The sequence below is a fragment of the Enterobacter sp. DN genome (assembly GCF_046054285.1).
GTDB classification, from domain to species: Bacteria; Pseudomonadota; Gammaproteobacteria; order Enterobacterales; family Enterobacteriaceae; genus Enterobacter; species Enterobacter hormaechei_C.
In genome coordinates this window covers 349,483-369,869 of the sequence record NZ_JBJJTG010000005.1, presented here as the reverse complement: position 1 = coordinate 369,869, position 20,387 = coordinate 349,483, and the positions used below count along the sequence as shown (strand labels likewise).

The window sequence follows — 20,387 nt, the reverse complement described above, 5'->3', positions numbered from 1 at the left end:
TACACTTACTTCGACAGACATACGCAGGAGAGGCGAATGAAAATATTATTGTGGGTTATTTTGATTATATTTCTGATAGGGCTGCTGGTGGTAACCGGCGTATTCAAGATGATTTTCTGATTCCGTAGCCCGGCTCCGCGCCGGGCAAACACTTCACACTTCGCTCAGGATTTTGACTGGATCACCCGGGCAATATCCGCAGACGTCTGTAGCGTACGGATCTCCTGAAATAATCCCAGCGCGTCGTCGTACTCTTTACGCAAATAACTCAGCCACTGCTTAATGCGCGCGACGTGATACAAGCCGGTATCGCCCTGCTTTTCCAGCCGCGTGTATTTTTGCAGTAGTTTCACCACATCCGCCCACGGCATCCGCGGCTCATTATATTTCACCACCCGGCTGAGGTTCGGCACGTTCAGCGCACCGCGGCCAATCATCACGGCATTACAGCCGGTCTCTTTGAGGCAGGCCTGCGCGCTCTCATAATCCCAGATTTCGCCGTTGGCAATCACCGGGATCGTAAGCCGTTTGCGGATCTCGCCAATCGCCTGCCAGTTAATGCGCTCGGCTTTATAACCATCCTCTTTGGTTCGCCCGTGCACCACCAGCTCGGTGGCGCCCGCCTGCTGCACCGCGTCAGCAATTTCGAACTGCTTGTCGTCGCTGTCCCATCCCAGACGCACTTTGACCGTCACCGGCAGGTGCGATGGCACCGCCTCACGCATGGCCTTTGCGCCGCGATAAATCAGCTCCGGATCTTTAAGTAGCGTCGCCCCCCCGCCGCTGCCGTTGACCAGCTTTGACGGACAGCCGCAGTTAAGATCGACGCCGTACGAACCAAGCGCTACCGCGCGGGCGGCGTTTTCAGCCAGCCACTCGGGATACTGGCCGAGCAGCTGGACACGCACCAGCGTACCGGACGGGGTACGGCTCTGACGATGCAGTTCCGGGCAGAGACGATAAAATGATTTTTCTGGCAGCAACATATCGACCACGCGCAGGAACTCCGTCACGCAGAGATCGTAATCGTTCACCTCGGTAAGCAGCTCGCGCACGAGAGAGTCGAGCACACCTTCCATCGGGGCCAGTAAAACACGCATTCTGAGTACCTGTGAAAAAAGACGCGCTATAGTAGCTGCTCTCTATGTATGTTGAAAGCCCGGCGTTCCATTGCGGAATGTCTGGTATGCCCAAAATTCATGATGTGATCCGTGGCACATTTTCAGGTTTAATTGTATGATGAATACGTCTCAGCAAGGACTTTCACCATGAGCAAATCACTGAATACTATCTGGCAATACCTTCGCGCCTTCGTCCTCATTTATGCCTGCCTATACGCCGGCATTTTTATCGCTTCGCTGCTGCCGATTACGATACCCGGCAGCATTATCGGCATGCTGATCCTGTTTGTGCTGCTGGCATTACAGGTGCTGCCCGCGAAATGGGTTAATCCGGGGTGCTTCGTTCTCATTCGCTATATGGCCCTGCTTTTTGTGCCTATCGGCGTTGGGGTGATGCAGTATTACGATGTGCTTAAAGCGCAGTTCGGCCCGATTGTGGTCTCCTGCGCCATCAGTACGCTGGTGGTATTCCTGGTCGTCAGCTGGAGTTCACACATTGTGCATGGCGAACGCAAGGTCGTCGGGGAGAAAACAAAAAAATGATGGCGAATATCTGGTGGTCCCTGCCGTTAACCCTGGTGGTGTTCTTTGCTGCGCGTAAGCTTGCGGTGCGTTTCAAAATGCCGTTGCTCAACCCGCTGCTGGTCGCCATGGTGGTGATTATTCCTTTTCTGCTGCTCACCGGCATTCCTTATGAACGTTACTTCGCCGGGAGCAAGATCCTCAACGATTTGTTGCAGCCTGCCGTGGTGGCGCTGGCGTTTCCTTTATATGAGCAACTGCATCAGATCCGCGCGCGCTGGAAATCCATCATTACCATCTGCTTTGTGGGTAGCCTTGTTGCGATGATCACCGGTACCTCGGTGGCCTTATTGATGGGCGCGTCGCCGCAGATCGCCGCCTCTATCCTGCCTAAATCCGTCACCACGCCGATTGCCATGGCCGTGGGCGGCAGCATCGGGGGCATTCCGGCCATCAGCGCCGTGTGCGTGATTTTTGTCGGTATCCTGGGCGCGGTGTTTGGTCATACGCTGCTCAATATCATGAAAATTCGGACCAAAGCGGCACGCGGTCTGGCGATGGGTACCGCCTCGCACGCGCTGGGCACCGCACGCTGCGCGGAACTGGATTATCAGGAAGGGGCATTCAGCTCGCTGGCGCTGGTGATCTGCGGGATTATCACTTCCCTGGTCGCGCCGTTTATCTTCCCGATTATTCTGGCAGTCATGGGCTAAAATTTGCGATGCGTCGCGCAAATTTCATTTTCATTTCATAAGTTGCACACATAATGAGATTTGGATCACATATAAAGGCCGTACGGCTCCGTACACTACCGATCCATTAACCTTGATGAGGCAACGTCATGCATCCACGTTTTCAAGCTGCTTTCTCTCAGCTTGCAGAGAATTTGCAATCAGCCCTGGCTCCGGTTCTGGCGGATGCGCATTTCCCCGCCCTGCTGACGGCAGATCAGGTCACGGCCCTTAAACAGGCAACGGGGCTGGACGAAGACGCGCTGGCTTTCGCCCTGCTGCCCCTTGCGGCTGCCTGCGCCCGCGCTGACCTTTCCCATTTTAACGTAGGCGCAATTGCGCGCGGCGTGAGCGGAACCTGGTACTTCGGCGGAAACATGGAGTTTCTTGGTGCGACCATGCAGCAAACCGTCCACGCGGAGCAGAGCGCCATCAGTCACGCCTGGCTGCGCGGCGAAAAAGCCCTGCGCGCCATCACCGTCAACTATACCCCTTGCGGCCACTGCCGCCAGTTTATGAATGAGCTGAACAGCGGTCTTGAACTGCGTATCAACCTGCCGGGACGCGCACCGCATACGCTGGGTGATTACCTGCCGGATGCTTTCGGCCCGAAAGATCTTGAGATCAAAACCCTGCTGATGGACGAGCAGGACCACGATTATGCGCTCTCGGGAGATGAGCTGAGCGAAGCGGCCATTGCCGCCGCCAATAAAAGCCACACGCCCTACAGCAAATCTCCAAGCGGCGTCGCCCTTCAGTGCCGCGACGGCCGCATCTTCACCGGCAGCTATGCAGAGAACGCCGCATTTAACCCGACGCTGCCTCCGCTCCAGGGTGCCCTGAACCTGCTTAGCCTGAACGGGTATGACTACCCGGATATTCAGCGCGCAATCCTGGCTGAAAAGGCCGATGCGCCGCTGATCCAGTGGGACGCGACCGCAGCCACGCTGAAAGCGCTGGGCTGTTCAACCATCGACCGCGTGCTGCTGGCATAATCTGTTCGGCGGGCAGAGTTGCCCGCCAGTCTGACGAAAAACCCCTCAGTTGAATCGCTGTTTCTTGCGCTAACCAGGCGGGTACAGTAGCCTGAGGGAAATTTCATCATCGGTACGAGCCATCTGCATGTTAAAGCGCGTGTTTTACAGCCTGTCTGTCCTGGTCGGCATACTGCTGTTGATCGTGCTGGGTCTCGACCGCTGGATGAGCTGGAAAACAGCCCCCTACATTTTTGATGACCTACAGGATCTCCCCTACCGTCAGGTTGGCGTGGTGCTTGGCACCGCCAAGTATTACCGCACTGGCGTCATAAATCAGTATTACCGGTATCGTATTCAGGGCGCGCTGAACGCCTATAACAGCGGCAAGGTGAACTATCTGCTGCTGAGCGGCGATAACGCGCTGCAAAGCTATAACGAGCCGGTGACGATGCGCAAAGATCTGATTGCCGCAGGCGTCGACCCGGCCGATATCGTGCTCGACTACGCCGGATTCCGCACGCTTGATTCCATCGTGCGTACCCGCAAGGTGTTCGACACCAATGATTTCATCATCATTACCCAGCGTTTCCACTGCGAGCGGGCGCTGTTTATCGCCCTGCATATGGGCATTCAGGCGCAGTGTTATGCGGTGCCATCGCCAAAGGATATGCTGAGCGTGCGCGTACGTGAGTTTGGCGCTCGTTTTGGCGCGCTGGCTGACCTGTACCTGTTCAAACGTGAACCGCGCTTTTTAGGCCCGCTGGTGCCGATCCCAACGATGCACGAAGTGCCGGAGAATGCACAGGGTTACCCGGCGGTAACGCCAGAGCAGTTGCTGGAAATTCAGAAGAAGTAATAACTTTTGTCGGGTGGCGGCTTCGCCTTACCCGACCTACGATCGCGATTTTGTAGGCCCGGTAAGCGTCGCGCCACCAGGCAAAAAAAGGCCCGCTACGTGAGCGGGCCTTTTCATTCTGAAGATCTTACTTCTTACGCGCGTACTTCAGTGAATCCAGCGCAACCGCGAAGATGATGATGGCACCCTTGATGATGTACTGCCAGTACGGGTTCACGCCGATGTAGGTCAGGCCGTAGTTGATAACGGTGAAGATGATCACACCGGTCACCACGCCCAGCACGGTCCCCACGCCGCCGCTGAAGGAGACGCCGCCAACCACGCAGGCTGCAATCGCATCCAGTTCGTACATAAAGCCGAGGTTGTTGGTTGCAGAGCCGATACGGCCCGCTTCCAGCATCCCGCCGAAGGCGTAGAAGACCCCGGACAGGGCGTAAATCATCAGCAGGTTCAGAGCCACGTTGACCCCGGACACTTTCGCCGCTTCAGGGTTACCGCCGATAGCAAAGATGTTTTTACCGAAACGGGTTTTGTTCCACAGGATCCAGACGAACGCCACCGCAATCAGCGCATAGAAGGTGATGTAGGAGAGACGGAAGCTGCCCAGCGCAACAAACCCCTGCGTGAAGGTCGAGAAGCCGCTGTCGAAGCCAGAGATTGGAGACGCGCCGACGAAATCGTAGTACAGGGAGTTGATACCATAAACGATGATCATCGTGCCAAGCGTGGTGATGAATGGCGTCACGTTCAGGTAAGCAATGATGATGCCGTTAATCAGGCCAATTACCGCGCCGATGGCGCACACGATCAGGATCACCACGAAAATCGGCATGGTCGCCATCTCCGGGAACACCTTGTTGGCGTTTTCCATCGACTGCAACAGGGTTGCCGCAATGACCGCCGCCAGACCCACCTGGCGCCCTGCCGAAAGGTCAGTCCCCTGGGTAACGATAAGTCCCGCCACGCCAAGCGCGATAATAATACGTACGGAAGACTGGGTCAGAATGTTACTCAAGTTCAGCAGACTTAAGAACGTAGGGTCCTGGAAAATAATAATCGCCAGCAAGACTAAAAGAACAACGTAAATACCGCCTTCTTTCAGATAAGTGAGAAAACTTTTTTTATTTAACGCACTCATGAGGAGCCCCTGATCTTAAAGGTGCAAAGACGCAAGACGCAAAATTTCGTTTTGCGTTGTCGTTTTGGTTTCAACAATACCGGCAACGAGACCATTGCTCATAACCAGAATACGGTCTGTGATCCCTAACAATTCCGGCATTTCGGAAGAAATAATAATGATCCCTTTATCTTTTTTCGCCAGCTCGGCGATCAGCTGGTAAATCTCAAATTTTGCACCAACGTCGATACCGCGCGTAGGTTCATCCAGCATCAGAATTTCAGGCTGGGTTAATAGCCAGCGACCAATAATGACTTTCTGCTGGTTCCCTCCCGAGAGTGAGCCAATTTGCGTGCGGTGGCCCGGCGTTTTCACGCGCATGGAGTCAATCACCCACTGGGTATCGCTCTTCATACGGGAATTATCCAGCAGCCCGACTTTATTTTTGTAATTGCGAATATTAGAAATTAACGAGTTAAAGTTAATATCCAGATAAGCATAAATACCGGTGGAACGACGCTCTTCCGTCACCAGCGCAAAGCCATTATTAATGGCTTCGTTGGCGTTGTGGTTGTTGATCTTCTTACCGTGCAGCGTAATGGTGCCTTCGGCTTTCTCACGGATACCAAACAGGGTTTCCACGATATCGGTGCGCTTGGCGCCCACCAGCCCTGCGATGCCAAGGATCTCCCCCTTGTGCAGATCGAAAGAGATATCGCGGATAGACGGCTGACGCAGCGAGGTCAGGTTACGCACCTCCAGAATCACTTCGCCTGGCTTGTTTTCTTTATCCGGGAAGCGCTGGTTCAGAGAACGGCCAACCATCATGGCGATGATCTTGTCCATATCCAGCCCTTCCAGCGGCTGGGTGGCGATCCACTGGCCGTCGCGCAGGATGGTGATTTCATCGCATAGCTGGAAGATCTCTTCCATTTTATGTGAGATATAGACAATGCCGCAGCCGCGATCTTTCAGCTTACGAATAATGGTAAAAAGGTGGTTAACCTCTTTTTCCGTTAATGACGATGTCGGTTCATCCATGATCACGATTTTCGCATCATAGGAGAACGCTTTGGCAATTTCGATCATCTGCATCTGGGAAACGGATAATGTCCCGACGCGTGCGCGCGGGTCGATATCAATATCCAGCTCATCAAAAATGGCTTTGGTGTCGCGATACATTTTATCCTGATCGACAAAGACACCTTTGGTTGGATAACGACCCAACCACATATTATCCATAACTGAACGTTGCAGAACCAGGTTTAATTCCTGGTGTACCATCGAGATACCGTTCTCCAGCGCTTCTTTCGCTGAATGGAAGTCGATCTCTTTTCCCTGAAAAAGAATGCTGCCAGAATCTTTTTGATAGATCCCAAAGAGGCATTTTAATAATGTTGATTTACCCGCACCGTTTTCACCCATTAACGCATGAATAGAGTGTGGACGAACTTTTAAATTAACATTATCGAGCGCCTTAACACCGGGGAATGACTTGTTGACACCGGTCATTTCCAACAAGTATTCACCGGACGACTGAGTAGTTGTGCTGACCATAATTATACCTTGTTGGCCTCGCATATCGCGTTATAAAAGGGCGCAACGAATTGCGCCCAGTGAAGACAATGCAGATAACTTATTTACCGATAAACTCAGCCAGGTTGGACTGGTCTACGCCCACGTAAGGAACGCGAACGATTTTGTTGTCAATTTTCCAGTTAGTCCCGTCAGCGGCGCCTTTACCGTCGGCCAGGTTTTTCGCCAGATCGAAGGTGGCTTTCGCCTGGTTGTTGGCATCGTTCAGCACGGTACCGGCCATAGCGCCAGATTTCACCAGCGCCAGCGCTTCTGGCAGGGCATCCACACCGAATACAGGAATGGCGGATTTGTTGTGGGCTTTCAGCGCTTCAACCGCACCCATTGCCATCGCATCGTTGTTGGCGATGACCACTTCAATTTTGTTGGCGTTCGGACCAGAGAGCCACGCGTCCATCTTATCTTTCGCCTGAGCGGTGTCCCACATTGCGGTGTCTAACGCCAGCTGCTGGGTTTTCAGGCCCTTGTCGTTCAGCTCTTTAATAACGTAGGTGGTACGTGCTTCAGCATCCGGATGGCCCGGTTCGCCTTTCAGCAGAACGAACTGAATCTGACCATCTTTGTTCAGATCCCAGTTCGGGTTCGCCGCCCAGTGTTTCGCAATCAGATCGCCCTGGATAATCCCGGACTCTTTGGAGTCGGTACCCACGTAATACGCTTTATCGTAGCTGTCCAGCGCCTTACGGGAAGGTTCTTTGTTGAAGAAGACAATTGGCACGTTCTGGCCGCGCGCTTTCTCGATCACCGTGCCTGCCGCAGCCGGGTCAACCAGGTTAATAGCCAGCGCTTTCACGCCTTTTGCCAGAAGAACGTCAATCTGATCGTTCTGTTTGGACTGGTCATTCTGGGAGTCATTCATCAGCAGCTGCACGTCTTGCGCTGATTTAGCATCTTTTTCAATTGCTTTACGCACAACGGACATGAAGTTGTCGTCGTATTTATAGATAGTCACGCCAATACGGGTATCCGCTGCGTGCGCTGCTGCGCCAAAAAGCATGCTTGTCATGACAGCAGACAGAGTCAACACCTTCTTATTCATGGTATCTCCGGTTTTTTTTATGCAGGGTAGTTCTTGTGAAAAACGGTCGGCGGGCAGATGTTAATAAAACGTTACTGATCGCCGAAGTTCACTTATAAAATGTCCAGCTTCCGTGTTCGGTAACGCTCCAGGAATGCGTTTTATTCGTTGTTTGAGGCATGCTGGTAACGGTAAAAGTGAATAATCACCGTTACATTGTGTTTCAGCCCCTAAAACGCTGACATCATAGACAGCGGCTTGTTAAGATACTGTGAATTTACTCACAGATTGAAAACGGTTACATCACGTGATGTTATCAGTTAGTGATCGGAGCCACAGTTTGTCGGATAGCGACCGAATGGCGGCGTACTAAAGTCGGCATAAAACAATGCGTTGCGTTAGGATCTAACAGCCCTGCCGCCCCCTGTAACGCCAGCTCTGTCGCCAGTTTCGCCATCGACGCAATGGGGTAACGCACCGTTGTCAGCTGCGGATCGGTGTAACGGGCAATCGGGATATCGTCAAAGCCGATCAGCGATAAATGCTGCGGCACCGCAATGCCGTTGTCTTTCAGCGCGGTAAGCGCACCTGCCGCCATGCTGTCGTTATAGGCAAACACGGCCGTCAGCTGAAGATTACGCCCCAGCAGTTCCACCATTGCCGCTTCACCGCCCTGCATGTCCGGCGAACCGGTACCTACCCAGCTTTCCAGCGGCGCAATGCCCTGCTCTTTCAGGGCGTTTTGCCAGCCCTCGCGGCGCATCATGTCGTCTTCAATACCGTGGCTGGAGGCCAGATAACCAATGCGCTGATGGCCGTTGCTGATGAGCATCCGCGTCGCCATCATCGCGCCGCTGATGTTATCCAGACCGACGCAGCGGTGCGCGTAGCCGGGGACGATACGGTTGATCAGCACCATGCCGGGGATCTGCTCCATAAACCCGGCCAGCTCTTCATCGCTCAGGGCTTTAGAGTGCACAATCAGGGCGTTACAGCGCTGGCGGATCAGTACCTCAATGGCATAACGCTCTTTTTCAGCCTCGTGATAGCTGTTGCCAATCAGCACATATTTCTGGTGCTGCTGGGCAACGACGTCCACCGCTTTGACCAGCGCGCCGAAGAAGGCGTCCGACACGTCCATCACCACTACGCCAATGGTATCGCTGACCTGCGTCGCCAGCGCCTGGGCATTAGCGTTTGGCCGGTACCCCAACTGGGTCACGGCTTTCATTACGGTTTCACGCGTTTCAGGGCTGACCAGCGCACTGTTGTTCAGCACGCGGGAGACAGTAGCAACAGAAACACCCGCCTGGCGGGCGACGTCACGAATGGTGATCATATTCACCACCCTTTAAAGGATTGCAGCAACTCACAGACACCCCCTGTGTTTAGCAAGGTGGCTATTCTGGCAGCGAGAGAGAGGAGACTACGTGAAGAAGCTCACACAGATGAAAACGCTTACATCCGTTTTGTTAATGATTGTGATCCAGATCGTTATCTGGATGTATTACGCAATGACACGCCCGAAGCACGGGCGGTTAACCGTCGCCATGCCCATTCCAGCGGGCCCTGGCGGAAAAAACGCAGCCAGACAACCGAAAACACCACGTTAACAATCCAGACCGGAATAACAAACGCCAGCAGCGTCAGGCGGTCGAATTTCATAAACAGGCCGAATCGGTAGAAAAGCGTGGTGCATATCAGCGTTTGCAGGATGTAATTGCTTAACGCCATCCGCCCAACGCAGGCCACCGCACTGACGATCCACAGGCGGGAAAGCTGGGGCCAGAAGCCGTAGATCAGCGCCGCATAGCCAATAGTCTGGAACGGCGCGCTCAGTTCGCGCGGCACCTGCAACAGGAATGCACACCAGCGGTAATCCCACTGAAGATGCCACTGCATCATCACCGCCGGGAGGTTGATGATCACGCCGAGCAGCACCAGCCCTGCTCCCGTACGACGATAGTGTCGCAGGCTAAATTCCCCTTTCAGCCAGCCGGTGCGCATCAGGGCTGCGCCCATCAGCATCATCCCCGCCAGTTGCCAGCCGTATTGCGCGCCCAGCGCCAGCAGGTTATCGCCGAGCATATCGGCCCGGTTGCCTATCGCTTCCATGCCGCCTTTCAGCTTCCAGAACTGCTCATATTGCAGGTTGGCCGCATCCGGGATCCATGAACGACTGGTGGAAGCATCGGCAATCATGCCAAGCAGCAATAACACGGCCAGTCCCATGACATAGAGCATCACGCCGGTATTAAACAGGCTTTTCACACCGGGCGCGTCGCGGATCAGCCGCCAGCAAATCAGCCCCACCAGACCATACGCGAGCAGAATATCGCCGTCCCAGAACAGCAGCCCGTGAATAAAACCGAGGATAACCAGCAGCGTTAAACGCGACTGGATCCAGCGCGTACCGCGTTTGAGGAGAAGCTGAAGTCCCGCGCCAAACAGAAGCGCAAAGAGGGTCAGGAATTTAACCTGTGCAAAGAGATCGAGGATTGCCCACGTCCAGGCGTCGCTGCGCGTGATGTCGCCATACCACGCAGGATTCAGATAAGCGGCCTTCGGCAGACCGAAGGCGCTGATATTCAGCAGCAGGATACCGAGAATGGCGACGCCGCGAACAAAATCGAGCGTGACGTTTCGCTCCATGGTCCCTGCCCTGTCTGATTAGTTGTGGTGACGCACGGCGCGCAGGAACTCCTGGCGGGTGTTCTGGCTCGATTTGAACAGGCCGCCCAGCGAAGTGGTGGTGGTTGCGCTGGTTGCATCACGCACGCCGCGCGCCTTCACGCAGTAGTGCACCGCGTCGATAGACACCGCCACGTTGTTAGTACCCAACAGAGTTTGCAGTGCGGTCAGGATCTGCTGCGTCAGACGCTCCTGCACCTGCGGACGCTGGGCAAAAAACTGCACGATGCGGTTGATCTTGGACAGGCCAATGACCGTATCTTTTGGAATATAGGCCACCGTCGCTTTACCATCGATGGTCACAAAGTGATGCTCGCAGGTGCTGGTCAGCGTGATATCGCGTACCGTCACCATCTCATCGACCTTCATCTTATTTTCAATGACGGTGATTTTCGGGAAGTTCGCGTAATCCAGGCCGGAGAAAATTTCGTCGACGTACATCTTCGCGATGCGGTGCGGCGTCTCCATCAGGCTGTCGTCGCTCAGATCGAGATTCAGCAGTTGCATGATCTCCGTCATATGGCCGGCGATCAGACTCTTGCGGGTATCATTGTCCAGCTCCTGCACGGGCGGGCGCAGTGGCGTTTCAAGACCGCGCGCAACCAGCGCTTCATGGACAAGGGCTGCTTCTTTACTGAGTGATGACATTCTTTTCTCCTGCAGGTGTGGCGTCTTTTGCCCTCGTTGTGGCAAAAGTGTGCGCTCATTGTGCGTGAGGCGACGCACATAATCCAGTATTCACGACGATAATTATTGCAATTGCTGTTGCCTTTCAGCCTGACGGTTCCAGACTAACGCTCCGCCAACGAACAGCGCGATCCCCGCCAGCCCCAGCGCAGGTTCCAGCCGATGCGTGAGCCAGGTCGACAGTGCCGACGTGACCGGACCCACCAGCTGACCAATGGCATACCCGGTGGTGAGCAGTCCCGCCATATAACGCGTGTGGTCTGGCGCCAGCTCGCGACCGTACAAAAGAGAGAGCTGCACGGCGCAGAGGAACCCGCCGCCCACCAGCAGCCCACCCGTCAGCAAGCCGCCTATGCCCGGCAGCAGCCAGGCCGCCAGCACGCCAATCCCCTGTAACCACAGAACAATCGCCAGCCTGCGGTTAGCGCTTGATGTATGCCGCAGGGCAATGCTGAGCGCAATTCCCACCACCGAGGCGGCGCCAAATATCGGCCAGACAAACTGGGCAAACAGGCTGCCAGGAAAACGCACCGCCGCCATTTGCGATAAAAAGGTCGCCGGGAGGATATAGCCGAACCCTGCCAGGCTGTAGCTCCAGACCAGACGCTTGAGATCTGCGGTCAGCAGCAGCGGTTCAGGCGCGGTACCGGGCCGATGGAGCTGCCCGGACCGCGGCAGGTAGCGCGCCACCAGCACAATCAGCACCAGCGCCAGTACGCCGTAGATTTGCCATGCCGCCCCGGCGGACAAGGATTTCGCCTGAATATAGACCGCCAGCAAGCCGCTCAGGGCGATGCCGGCCCCGGGTCCGGCAAAGACGGCCGCACTGAGTCCCGGTTTGCCCAGCTGCCCCAGCCGCTCGTTGGTCCAGGCGGCAATCAGCACCATCGACCAGCCGCTCATGCAGCCGATCACAAAGCGCAGCAGACCGTGAACAACGGCATTATCTGCCGCCGCGGAGAGCAGCGTTAGCGCCACCGCACCGGTGATGCCAAGCCAGAGACGCGTTTCAACGAAGCGATGGGCGCGCATGGCATCCCATGCCCCCACCAGATAGCCCAGATAGTTCATTGCCGCCACCAGCCCCGCGCTGGTAAGCGTGAGTTGCCCGGCGGCTATCATCAGCGGCACCTGAGGCGTGAAGGCGAAGCGCCCTATCCCCATCGCCACGACCAGAACCACAAATCCGCTGAGCGCGATACGCAGCGCCATGATCGCTCCAATTGTTAAAGAAAAGTAAATTTATGATGCAACATCTCGCCGTCCTGCGAAAGTGAAAGTTGCTCACAGGTCAATGAAAACTCTGTATTATGCGTTTTATGAATCGTCTTACCTTTAAGGAGCCCTGCATGGAACTGCTCGAAGAGCATCGTTGTTTTGAAGGTCGACAGCAGCGCTGGCGGCACGACTCCACCACGCTGAATTGTGCTATGACGTTCAGCATTTTCCTGCCCCCTGCGGACAATCCACCGGTGCTGTACTGGCTTTCAGGCCTGACCTGCAACGACGAAAACTTCACCACCAAAGCGGGTGCCCAGCGTATTGCCGCCGAACTGGGCATTGCGCTGGTGATGCCAGATACCAGCCCGCGTGGCGATGACGTGGCCGACGATGCCGGATACGATTTGGGTAAAGGCGCCGGGTTCTATCTCAACGCCACGGAAGAACCGTGGGCGAGCCATTACCGCATGTATGACTACATTCGCGATGAACTGCCTGCCCTGGTGCACTCTCAGTTCGCGGTCAGCGAGCGCTGCGCGATAAGCGGACATTCGATGGGTGGCCACGGGGCGCTGATAATGGCGCTGAAAAATCCGGGGAAATACACCAGCGTGTCCGCATTTGCGCCGATTGTGAACCCAACGCAGGTGCCGTGGGGGCAAAAAGCCTTTACGCACTATCTGGGTGAAGAAGCAGAAAAATGGCAGGAATGGGACAGCTGCGCGTTGATGCTGGCGAGCGATTCGGTGAATGCGATCCCGATGCTTATCGATCAGGGCGATGCGGATCAGTTCCTCGCCGGACAGCTACAGCCTGCGGTGCTGGCGGAAGCCGCGCGCCAGAAGGACTGGCCGCTAACGCTGCGCATTCAGCCGGGATACGACCACAGCTATTACTTCATGGCGTCCTTTATTGAGGATCATCTCCGCTTCCATGCGGAGCATCTGTTCAGATAAGTTCCGCCTTTTGCCCGGTAGCCCTCCTGCCTACCGGGTCTTCCCCTCCCCCTCTTTACATACTTCTATCCGCTTGAATCCAGCCTGATTTCTGTCTCCGACACCCAAACACAAATGATTTCAATTATCATTTGTGTTTACAATTCTACATTCTTTTGTACAATTCCAGGCTCTTCTCCATCTCAAAGAGTTCTTACAAGACAAAAACATACAGTTCTCAGGGTTATCCCGATGGAGTTTTATTCATTTTTATACGGAATGTACAAATGACAATACCGCGCATTAAGCTCCTGGCCGTCGCCATTGGCGCTGCCACATGTTCCCCCTTCGTTCACGCAGCCGATCAGGACACCGTTGTCGTCACCGCGACGGGTTTTGAACAAAAAATCCAGAATGCCCCCGCCTCCATCTCTGTGATTTCAAAACAGCAGATTGAAGATAAAGCCTACCGTGATGTTACCGATGCCCTGAGAGACGTCCCGGGCGTTGTCGTCACTGGCGGCGGGAGCAGCAGTGATATCAGTATTCGCGGCATGGCCTCTCAGTACACCCTGTTCCTGGTGAACGGCAAACGCGTCAGTACGCGAAGCACCCGCCCCAACAGCGACAACTCGGGTATTGAACAAGGCTGGCTGCCGCCGCTGGAGTCCATTGAGCGCATCGAGGTCATCCGCGGCCCGATGTCCTCGCTTTACGGCTCCGATGCTATGGGTGGCGTAATTAACGTCATTACCAAAAAAGTCTCGAACACTAAAGCCTGGACCGGTTCGTTGCATGGCGATGCGACCTTCCAGGAAAACAATGATTCCGGCGATATCTTCCAGACCAACGCCTACGCTTCTGGTCCCCTGATCGACGGACTGCTGGGCGCAAAAGTGACGGGGCTGTTGTCACGCCGCGCAGAAGATAAAATCGTGAACGGCTATAACGAGCAGAAAATGCGTAACGGTGGCATTACGCTGAACTTCACGCCGGACGAGAAGAACGATTTCGACCTCGACTTTGCTCGCGAGCTTCAGGACAGAAACAGCACCCCGGGGATGTCGAAAGCGGCTGAAACCTGCCGGGGAACAACCTGTACGCCAAATACCAAAAGCGACTCGCGCTATGAGCACACGACCTACTCCTTAACGCACAGCGGGTATTACGACGACTTCAATACCACCAGCTATATCCAGCAGGAAGAGACCAATAATCCAGGTCGCAAAATGCGCTCCTATAACACCACCTTCAACAACCAGAACCAGATTTTCCTCGGCGATCATACGTTGACCCTCGGCGGGCAGTATCGTTATGAGAAACTGCGCGACAAGGGTAATCAGCTGGAAGCTGCTGACGGCCTGAACAAACTGACGCGCTGGAGCTGGGCCCTGTTTGCCGAAGATGAATGGGCAATGACGGAAAGCTTTACGTTGACCGGCGGCCTGCGTATGGACAAAGACCAAAACTACGGTACTAACTGGACGCCGCGCGGTTACGGCGTATGGCACCTGGCCGATCAGTGGACGTTAAAAGGCGGGGTTTCGGCTGGCTATCGTGCGCCGGATCTGCGTCAGTCGTCTGCCAGCTGGGGCCAGGTAACGGGTGGCGGCCGTCTTGACGGTATCATCGTTGGCAACCCGGATCTGAAACCAGAGAAGAGCCTGAGCGAAGAGCTCGCCCTGCTCTGGGATAACAACGATAACCTGAATGCCGGCGTAACGCTGTTTAATACCGACTTCAAGGACAAGATTACGGAAGTTCGGCGCTGTAACAGCAGCGCCGATCCCGCCTGTACGATTGGCGATCACAGCTATGATTTCGTCAGCGATCGCGTCAACGTGGACAAAGCCAACATGCGCGGTGTGGAGTCCTCCTTCGGGTGGAAAATCACGCGCGATGTGAACTGGACTGCAAACTACACCTATACGGAGTCTGAGCAGAAGAGCGGCCAGTTCTCCGGCAAGCCACTGAACAAAATGCCGAAACACATGTTCAACACCACCCTGGACTGGCAGGCGACGCCAGATGTCGGATTCTGGAGCCGTCTGAACCTGCGCGGTAAAACGTCTGAGTACCTGAGCCGCACGTCAATGTCCCAGGGTACGCCGTCCTACACTCAGGTTGATGTCGGTATGCGCTACAACGCCAACAAAAACCTGCTGGTTACTGCCGGTGTGTATAACGTGCTCGATAAGCAGATTGATTACGATACGTATGACACCGTGCTGGATGGCCGTCGCTACACCGTCGGCATGACCTACAGCTTCTGATCTGCCCATAAAAAAGCCCGCTCAACTGAGCGGGCTAAAAGAGAGGAAGTGCGGTTATTGTTTAAATCGTTCCGGGAAATCCATTTCACTGTAGCGAACGAAGCGTGTTCCTTTCGTCAGTTTGTAGCCAAACCAGATGATCAGGAACAGCGGAATGCCAATATAGGTGGCCGTGACGGCGCCCCAGTCAATGGTGTCCGCAAGGAAGGCCTCATAGTTCTGACCCAGGGTAATAATCAGGCACAGAACGAAGGCGAAGATCGGCCCCAGCGGGAAGAACCCTGACCGGTACGGCAGATTATTCAGATCATGCCCCTGCTTGACGTACCCGCGACGGAAACGGTAGTGGCTGATGGCAATGCCCAGCCAGGCAATGAAGCCCGTCATACCAGAGGTGTTAAGCAGCCACAGGTAGACCGTCTGATTGCCGAACATGGAGGTCAGGAAACAGAGACCCGCAATCACCGTGGTCGCATACAGCGCGTTGCGCGGCACGCCACCGCGAGACAGTTTCGAGAAAATACGCGGCGCTTTACCGTCGCAGGCCAGGGTGTAGAGCATGCGGGTGGAGGCGTACATCCCGGAGTTACCCGCAGACAGTACCGCCGTCAGGATCACCGCGTTCATCACCGCCGCGGCAGAGAGCAGACCCGCGTGCTGGAAGACCAGCGTGAACGGGCTGACGCTGATGTCTTTCACATCGTTACGCAGCAGGCTTGGGTCGGTATACGGAATAATCAGGCTGATAATCAGGATCGCGAACACATAGAACAGCAGGATACGCCAGAACACCTGACGCACCGCGCGCGGAATGTTCTTCTCCGGGTTTTCGGATTCACCGGCCGCGATACCAATCAGCTCGGTACCCTGGAAGGAGAAGCCGACAATCATCGCCACGCCAATCATCGCCGAGAAGCCCCCGGCAAACGGCGCATCGCCTATAGTCCAGTTACTCCAGCCCGCCGGTTCAGCCCCTTTGAAAATACCAACGATCATCGCCACACCGACAACGATAAAGATGATGACGGTTGCCACTTTAATCAAAGAGAACCAGTATTCCGCTTCGCCAAAGCCGCGCACGGAGATGTAGTTCAGCAGGAAGATGACCGCCAGGAACAGGGCGCTCCAGATCCAGCCTGGCGTGTCCGGGAACCACCAGGTCATCACCAGCTGTGCCGCGACGAGGTCAACGGCGATGGTCACCGCCCAGTTGTACCAGTAGTTCCAGCCCAGCGCGAAGCCGAAGCCTTCCTCAACGTATTTTTGTCCGTAGGTCGAAAACGAACCAGACACCGGCATGTATGCCGCCAGTTCACCCAGGCTGGTCATCAGGAAGTAGACCATCAGGCCAATCAGGATATAAGAGAATAATGCCCCACCCGGGCCGGCTGCCGAAATTGTTGCGCCAGAGGCAACGAAAAGACCCGTACCGATGGAGCCGCCAATGGCGATCATCGTCAGGTGACGCGCCTTAAGTGCGCGACGTAGCGCGGGCGCTTCTGTGGTTTTAGTTTCTGAAACCATGTGAAAATGCTGTCCATTCAATAAATGAGGCGCGATTGTAGCAGACGATCTGCGTTGCTTCCGGCAGAAATGCTCAGTTATAAGAGAGCTTCATGACTCGGCCAAGATTATAAGTAAAGCATAAAAATGTGGGGTGATAAGCGCACATAGCCCCGGTAAGCGAAGCGCCACCGGGGAACGTTAAATGGCGCAGTAGCGCAGAAAACGCTGGAGCGAGCTGGAAAGGTGTTTCTGACGATGATGGATGCACCACAGCGTGCGCACCAGCTTCGGCAGCGGAACGGGGATCTCAACCAGAGAGCCGGTTTCCAGCTGTTCGGCAATCACCCGTCGGGAAAGACAGCTAATGCCCAGGCCATGACGCACCGCATGCTTAATCGCCTCGGAGTTACCTAATTCCATCCCTAACTGGAACTGCGGCAGATGGGACAGCAGCAGATAATCGACAATCTCACGCGTGCCGGAGCCCTGCTCTCGCAGGATCCACTGCGCCTGCGCCAGACGCTCCAGCGTCACCTCGCCCTGGAGTAAAGAAGAGGCCGGGGAGGCAAACACCACCAGCTCATCCTCCAGCCAGGGTTCCGCAATGATATCCACGTTGTGGCACGGCCCTTCGATAAGCCCGATGTCCACGCGGAAATCGATCACCGCGTTGATCACGTCCTGGCTGTTGCCGACGCTCATTTCCAGCGGCAGGGTCGGAAAATCCCGGCGGTAGCGGGCAATCACTTCCGGCAGGATGTAGTTACCGATCGTGCTGCTGGCGTAGACGCGAATAGCGCCGTTGTCCTCGCGGAACAGCTGTTCGATCTCCGTTGCCTGCTCCAGCAAGGCCAGGGCACGCGGGTACAGCAGGCGGCCATGTTCGTTCACCACCAGCCGCTTTCCTACCCTGTCGAAAAGCTGAACGCCCAGTTGCCCTTCAAGATCGGTCAAGGACGCGCTAACGGCGGACTGCGAGAGCGCCAGCATTTGTGACGCCTGGGTTGTCGAGCCGCTTTTCAGCACCTCGGCAAAAACTTCCAGCTGACGCAATGTAATGTGCATGGTTGCTTACCACTTATAAAGATTGATTATAAATATATAATCAATTTTATTTTTAAGCCAGAGCGCCGTAACCTTTAGCCAGACAAAGGAGAAGGTTATGTCAGAAATCACCTTACAACATCATCGTACAGTGTGGCACTTCGTGCCGGGTCTCGCGCTCAGCGCCGTGGTTACCGGCGTGGCTTTATGGGGCGGGAGTATACCGGCGGTTGCCGGCGCAGGGTTCAGCGCCCTGACGCTGGCCATTCTGCTTGGCATGGTGGTCGGGAACACCGTTTATCCACACATCTGGAAATCCTGCGACGGCGGCGTGCTTTTCGCCAAGCAGCATTTATTACGTCTCGGGATCATCCTTTATGGCTTCCGTCTCACCTTTTCGCAGATTGCGGATGTCGGTGTCAGCGGGATTGCCATTGACGTCCTGACCCTTTCGAGCACCTTTTTACTGGCGTGCTTTATCGGCCAGAAGATCTTTGGGCTGGACAAACAGACCAGCTGGCTGATCGGTGCGGGTAGCAGCATCTGCGGCGCGGCGGCGGTACTGGCAACAGAACCCGTCGTTAAAGCCGAAGCCAGTAAAGTCACGGTTGCCGTCGCAACGGTAGTTATCTTCGGTACGCTGGCGATCTTCCTGTATCCGGCCATGTATCCGCTGGTGGCGCACTGGTTTAGTCCGGAAACCTACGGCATTTATATCGGCTCAACCATGCACGAAGTGGCGCAGGTGGTGGCGGCAGGTCACGCCATTAACCCGGAAGCGGAAAACGCGGCGGTCATCGCCAAAATGCTGCGCGTGATGATGCTGGCCCCGTTCCTGATTTTCCTCGCGGCGCGGGTTAAACAGCTTGCTCCGGCAGGCGGCAGCGAGAAAAGCAAAATCACCATTCCGTGGTTTGCGATCCTGTTCATCGTGGTCGCTGTCTTCAACTCTTTCCACCTGCTGCCAAAAGCGATGGTGGATATGCTGGTGACGCTGGATACGGTCCTGCTGGCGATGGCGATGGCGGCGCTGGGCGTCACCACACACGTCAGCGCGCTGAAAAAAGCCGGCGCGAAACCGCTGCTGATGGCGCTGGTGCTGTTCATCTGGCTAATCGTTGGCGGTGGTGCGATTAACCTCGCCGTGCACAGCCTGTTAGCATAAACCATCTCGTCCTTCTCCTGTTAACCCGCTATCATAGGCATTTCGGGTTAACAGGAGTCTTTTTATGAAATATGTTGGAGCGCACGTCAGCGCTGCCGGTGGCCTTGCGAATGCCGCCATTCGCGCCGCCGAAATCGAGGCGACCGCTTTCGCCCTGTTCACCAAAAACCAGCGCCAGTGGCGCGCCGCAGCGCTCACCGCTGAAGTGATTGATGATTTCAAAGCCGCCTGTGAGAAATACGGCTACGGGCCTGGCCAAATCCTTCCCCACGACAGCTACCTCATTAACCTCGGTCACCCGGTTGCCGAGGCGCTGGAAAAATCCCGCGAAGCGTTCCTGGATGAGGTTCAGCGCTGTGAACAGCTGGGGCTGACGCTGCTGAACTTCCATCCCGGCAGCCATCTGATGCAGATTGACGAAGACGCCTGTCTGGCGCGCATCGCCGAGTCCATCAACATGACGCTGGATAAAACCCAGGGCGTGACGGCGGTGATTGAGAATACCGCCGGTCAGGGCAGCAACCTCGGCTTTAAGTTTGAGCATCTGGCGGCGATCATCGACGGCGTGGAAGATAAATCCCGCGTGGGGGTGTGCATCGATACCTGTCACGCCTTTGCCGCCGGCTATGACCTGCGCACAACCGAGGCCACGAAAAATACCTTCGAGGAGTTCGAGCGTATTGTCGGTTTTAAATACCTTCGCGGTATGCACTTAAACGATGCGAAAAGCGCGTTCGGCAGCCGCGTTGACCGCCACCACAGCCTGGGCGAAGGCAACATCGGCCATGATGCGTTCCGCTTTATCATGCAGGACGCCCGCTTCGACGGTATTCCGATGGTGCTCGAAACCATTAACCCGGATATCTGGGCGGAAGAGATTGCCTGGCTGAAGGCGCAGCAAACCGCTGAACAGGCGGCATAAAAAAA

Annotated in this window: 18 protein-coding genes; 8 read left to right on the top strand and 10 right to left on the bottom strand. The window is 55.4% G+C overall.

Annotated elements, in window-relative coordinates:
• Positions 1–164 precede the first annotated feature (164 nt).
• Positions 165–1,100, bottom strand: a complete 936-nt coding sequence (dusC, locus tag ACJTMZ_RS14855) for a tRNA dihydrouridine(16) synthase DusC (protein ID WP_015572323.1) — start codon at positions 1,098–1,100, stop codon at positions 165–167.
• Positions 1,101–1,268: 168 nt separating this feature from the next.
• Between dusC and ACJTMZ_RS14850 the strand changes: the two genes are divergently transcribed.
• From ACJTMZ_RS14850 to sanA, 4 genes are all read left to right on the top strand, one after another.
• Entirely contained in the window at positions 1,269–1,664 is a 396-nt protein-coding gene (locus ACJTMZ_RS14850) for a CidA/LrgA family protein (protein ID WP_003859308.1), read from the top strand.
• On the top strand, positions 1,661–2,356 hold the full coding sequence (locus ACJTMZ_RS14845) for a CidB/LrgB family autolysis modulator (protein ID WP_015572322.1): 696 nt from the start codon (positions 1,661–1,663) through the stop codon (positions 2,354–2,356). The genes ACJTMZ_RS14850 and ACJTMZ_RS14845 overlap by 4 nt, the downstream gene beginning before the upstream one ends.
• Before the next feature lie 128 nt (positions 2,357–2,484).
• Positions 2,485–3,369 (top strand): cytidine deaminase, encoded by an 885-nt coding sequence (gene cdd / locus ACJTMZ_RS14840; RefSeq protein WP_032671769.1) that lies wholly within the window; start codon positions 2,485–2,487, stop codon positions 3,367–3,369.
• A gap of 127 nt (positions 3,370–3,496) precedes the next feature.
• Positions 3,497–4,207 carry an outer membrane permeability protein SanA gene (sanA, locus tag ACJTMZ_RS14835; protein WP_017383381.1) on the top strand — a complete coding sequence of 237 codons (711 nt, stop codon included), beginning with the start codon at positions 3,497–3,499 and terminating at the stop codon, positions 4,205–4,207.
• Between the two features lie 127 nt (positions 4,208–4,334).
• Here sanA and mglC read toward each other — a convergent pair whose 3' ends face one another.
• The 7 genes from mglC to ACJTMZ_RS14800 form a co-directional block, all read right to left on the bottom strand.
• Positions 4,335–5,345 carry a galactose/methyl galactoside ABC transporter permease MglC gene (mglC, locus tag ACJTMZ_RS14830; RefSeq protein WP_003859318.1) on the bottom strand — a complete coding sequence of 337 codons (1,011 nt, stop codon included), beginning with the start codon at positions 5,343–5,345 and terminating at the stop codon, positions 4,335–4,337.
• Between the two features lie 15 nt (positions 5,346–5,360).
• Positions 5,361–6,881 carry a galactose/methyl galactoside ABC transporter ATP-binding protein MglA gene (gene mglA / locus ACJTMZ_RS14825; protein WP_047365146.1) on the bottom strand — a complete coding sequence of 507 codons (1,521 nt, stop codon included), beginning with the start codon at positions 6,879–6,881 and terminating at the stop codon, positions 5,361–5,363.
• A gap of 79 nt (positions 6,882–6,960) precedes the next feature.
• On the bottom strand, positions 6,961–7,959 hold the full coding sequence (gene mglB / locus ACJTMZ_RS14820; RefSeq protein ID WP_047365148.1) for a galactose/glucose ABC transporter substrate-binding protein MglB: 999 nt from the start codon (positions 7,957–7,959) through the stop codon (positions 6,961–6,963).
• 295 nt (positions 7,960–8,254) lie between these two features.
• Positions 8,255–9,277 (bottom strand): HTH-type transcriptional regulator GalS, encoded by a 1,023-nt coding sequence (galS, locus tag ACJTMZ_RS14815; protein WP_045341031.1) that lies wholly within the window; start codon positions 9,275–9,277, stop codon positions 8,255–8,257.
• Between the two features lie 155 nt (positions 9,278–9,432).
• Complete coding sequence (yeiB, locus tag ACJTMZ_RS14810; protein ID WP_015572318.1) at positions 9,433–10,590, bottom strand: DUF418 domain-containing protein YeiB; 1,158 nt, start codon at positions 10,588–10,590, stop codon at positions 9,433–9,435.
• A gap of 18 nt (positions 10,591–10,608) precedes the next feature.
• Positions 10,609–11,277 (bottom strand): GTP cyclohydrolase I FolE, encoded by a 669-nt coding sequence (gene folE, locus ACJTMZ_RS14805; RefSeq protein ID WP_015572317.1) that lies wholly within the window; start codon positions 11,275–11,277, stop codon positions 10,609–10,611.
• A 102-nt stretch (positions 11,278–11,379) separates the two neighbouring features.
• On the bottom strand, positions 11,380–12,528 hold the full coding sequence (locus ACJTMZ_RS14800) for a YbfB/YjiJ family MFS transporter (RefSeq protein ID WP_017383385.1): 1,149 nt from the start codon (positions 12,526–12,528) through the stop codon (positions 11,380–11,382).
• Between the two features lie 137 nt (positions 12,529–12,665).
• On the opposite strand from ACJTMZ_RS14800, the gene fghA reads away from it, so the two are divergent.
• On the top strand, positions 12,666–13,493 hold the full coding sequence (fghA, locus tag ACJTMZ_RS14795) for an S-formylglutathione hydrolase (RefSeq protein ID WP_063134524.1): 828 nt from the start codon (positions 12,666–12,668) through the stop codon (positions 13,491–13,493).
• 266 nt (positions 13,494–13,759) lie between these two features.
• A complete protein-coding gene (locus ACJTMZ_RS14790) occupies positions 13,760–15,745 on the top strand; it encodes a ligand-gated channel protein (protein WP_015572315.1) in 1,986 nt (661 codons plus the stop codon).
• A 54-nt stretch (positions 15,746–15,799) separates the two neighbouring features.
• On the opposite strand, the gene ACJTMZ_RS14785 is transcribed toward ACJTMZ_RS14790, so the two are convergent.
• Positions 15,800–17,269 carry an amino acid permease gene (locus tag ACJTMZ_RS14785; RefSeq protein WP_006811308.1) on the bottom strand — a complete coding sequence of 490 codons (1,470 nt, stop codon included), beginning with the start codon at positions 17,267–17,269 and terminating at the stop codon, positions 15,800–15,802.
• Between the two features lie 180 nt (positions 17,270–17,449).
• Positions 17,450–18,316, bottom strand: coding sequence for a DNA-binding transcriptional regulator YeiE (yieE, locus tag ACJTMZ_RS14780; protein ID WP_103270051.1), 867 nt, complete (start codon positions 18,314–18,316; stop codon positions 17,450–17,452).
• Between the two features lie 97 nt (positions 18,317–18,413).
• On the opposite strand from yieE, the gene ACJTMZ_RS14775 reads away from it, so the two are divergent.
• Together ACJTMZ_RS14775 and nfo are read left to right on the top strand one after the other, a co-directional pair.
• Positions 18,414–19,460, top strand: coding sequence for a YeiH family protein (locus ACJTMZ_RS14775; RefSeq protein ID WP_033487350.1), 1,047 nt, complete (start codon positions 18,414–18,416; stop codon positions 19,458–19,460).
• A 64-nt stretch (positions 19,461–19,524) separates the two neighbouring features.
• Complete coding sequence (gene nfo, locus ACJTMZ_RS14770) at positions 19,525–20,382, top strand: deoxyribonuclease IV (protein WP_017383389.1); 858 nt, start codon at positions 19,525–19,527, stop codon at positions 20,380–20,382.
• Positions 20,383–20,387 lie beyond the last annotated feature (5 nt).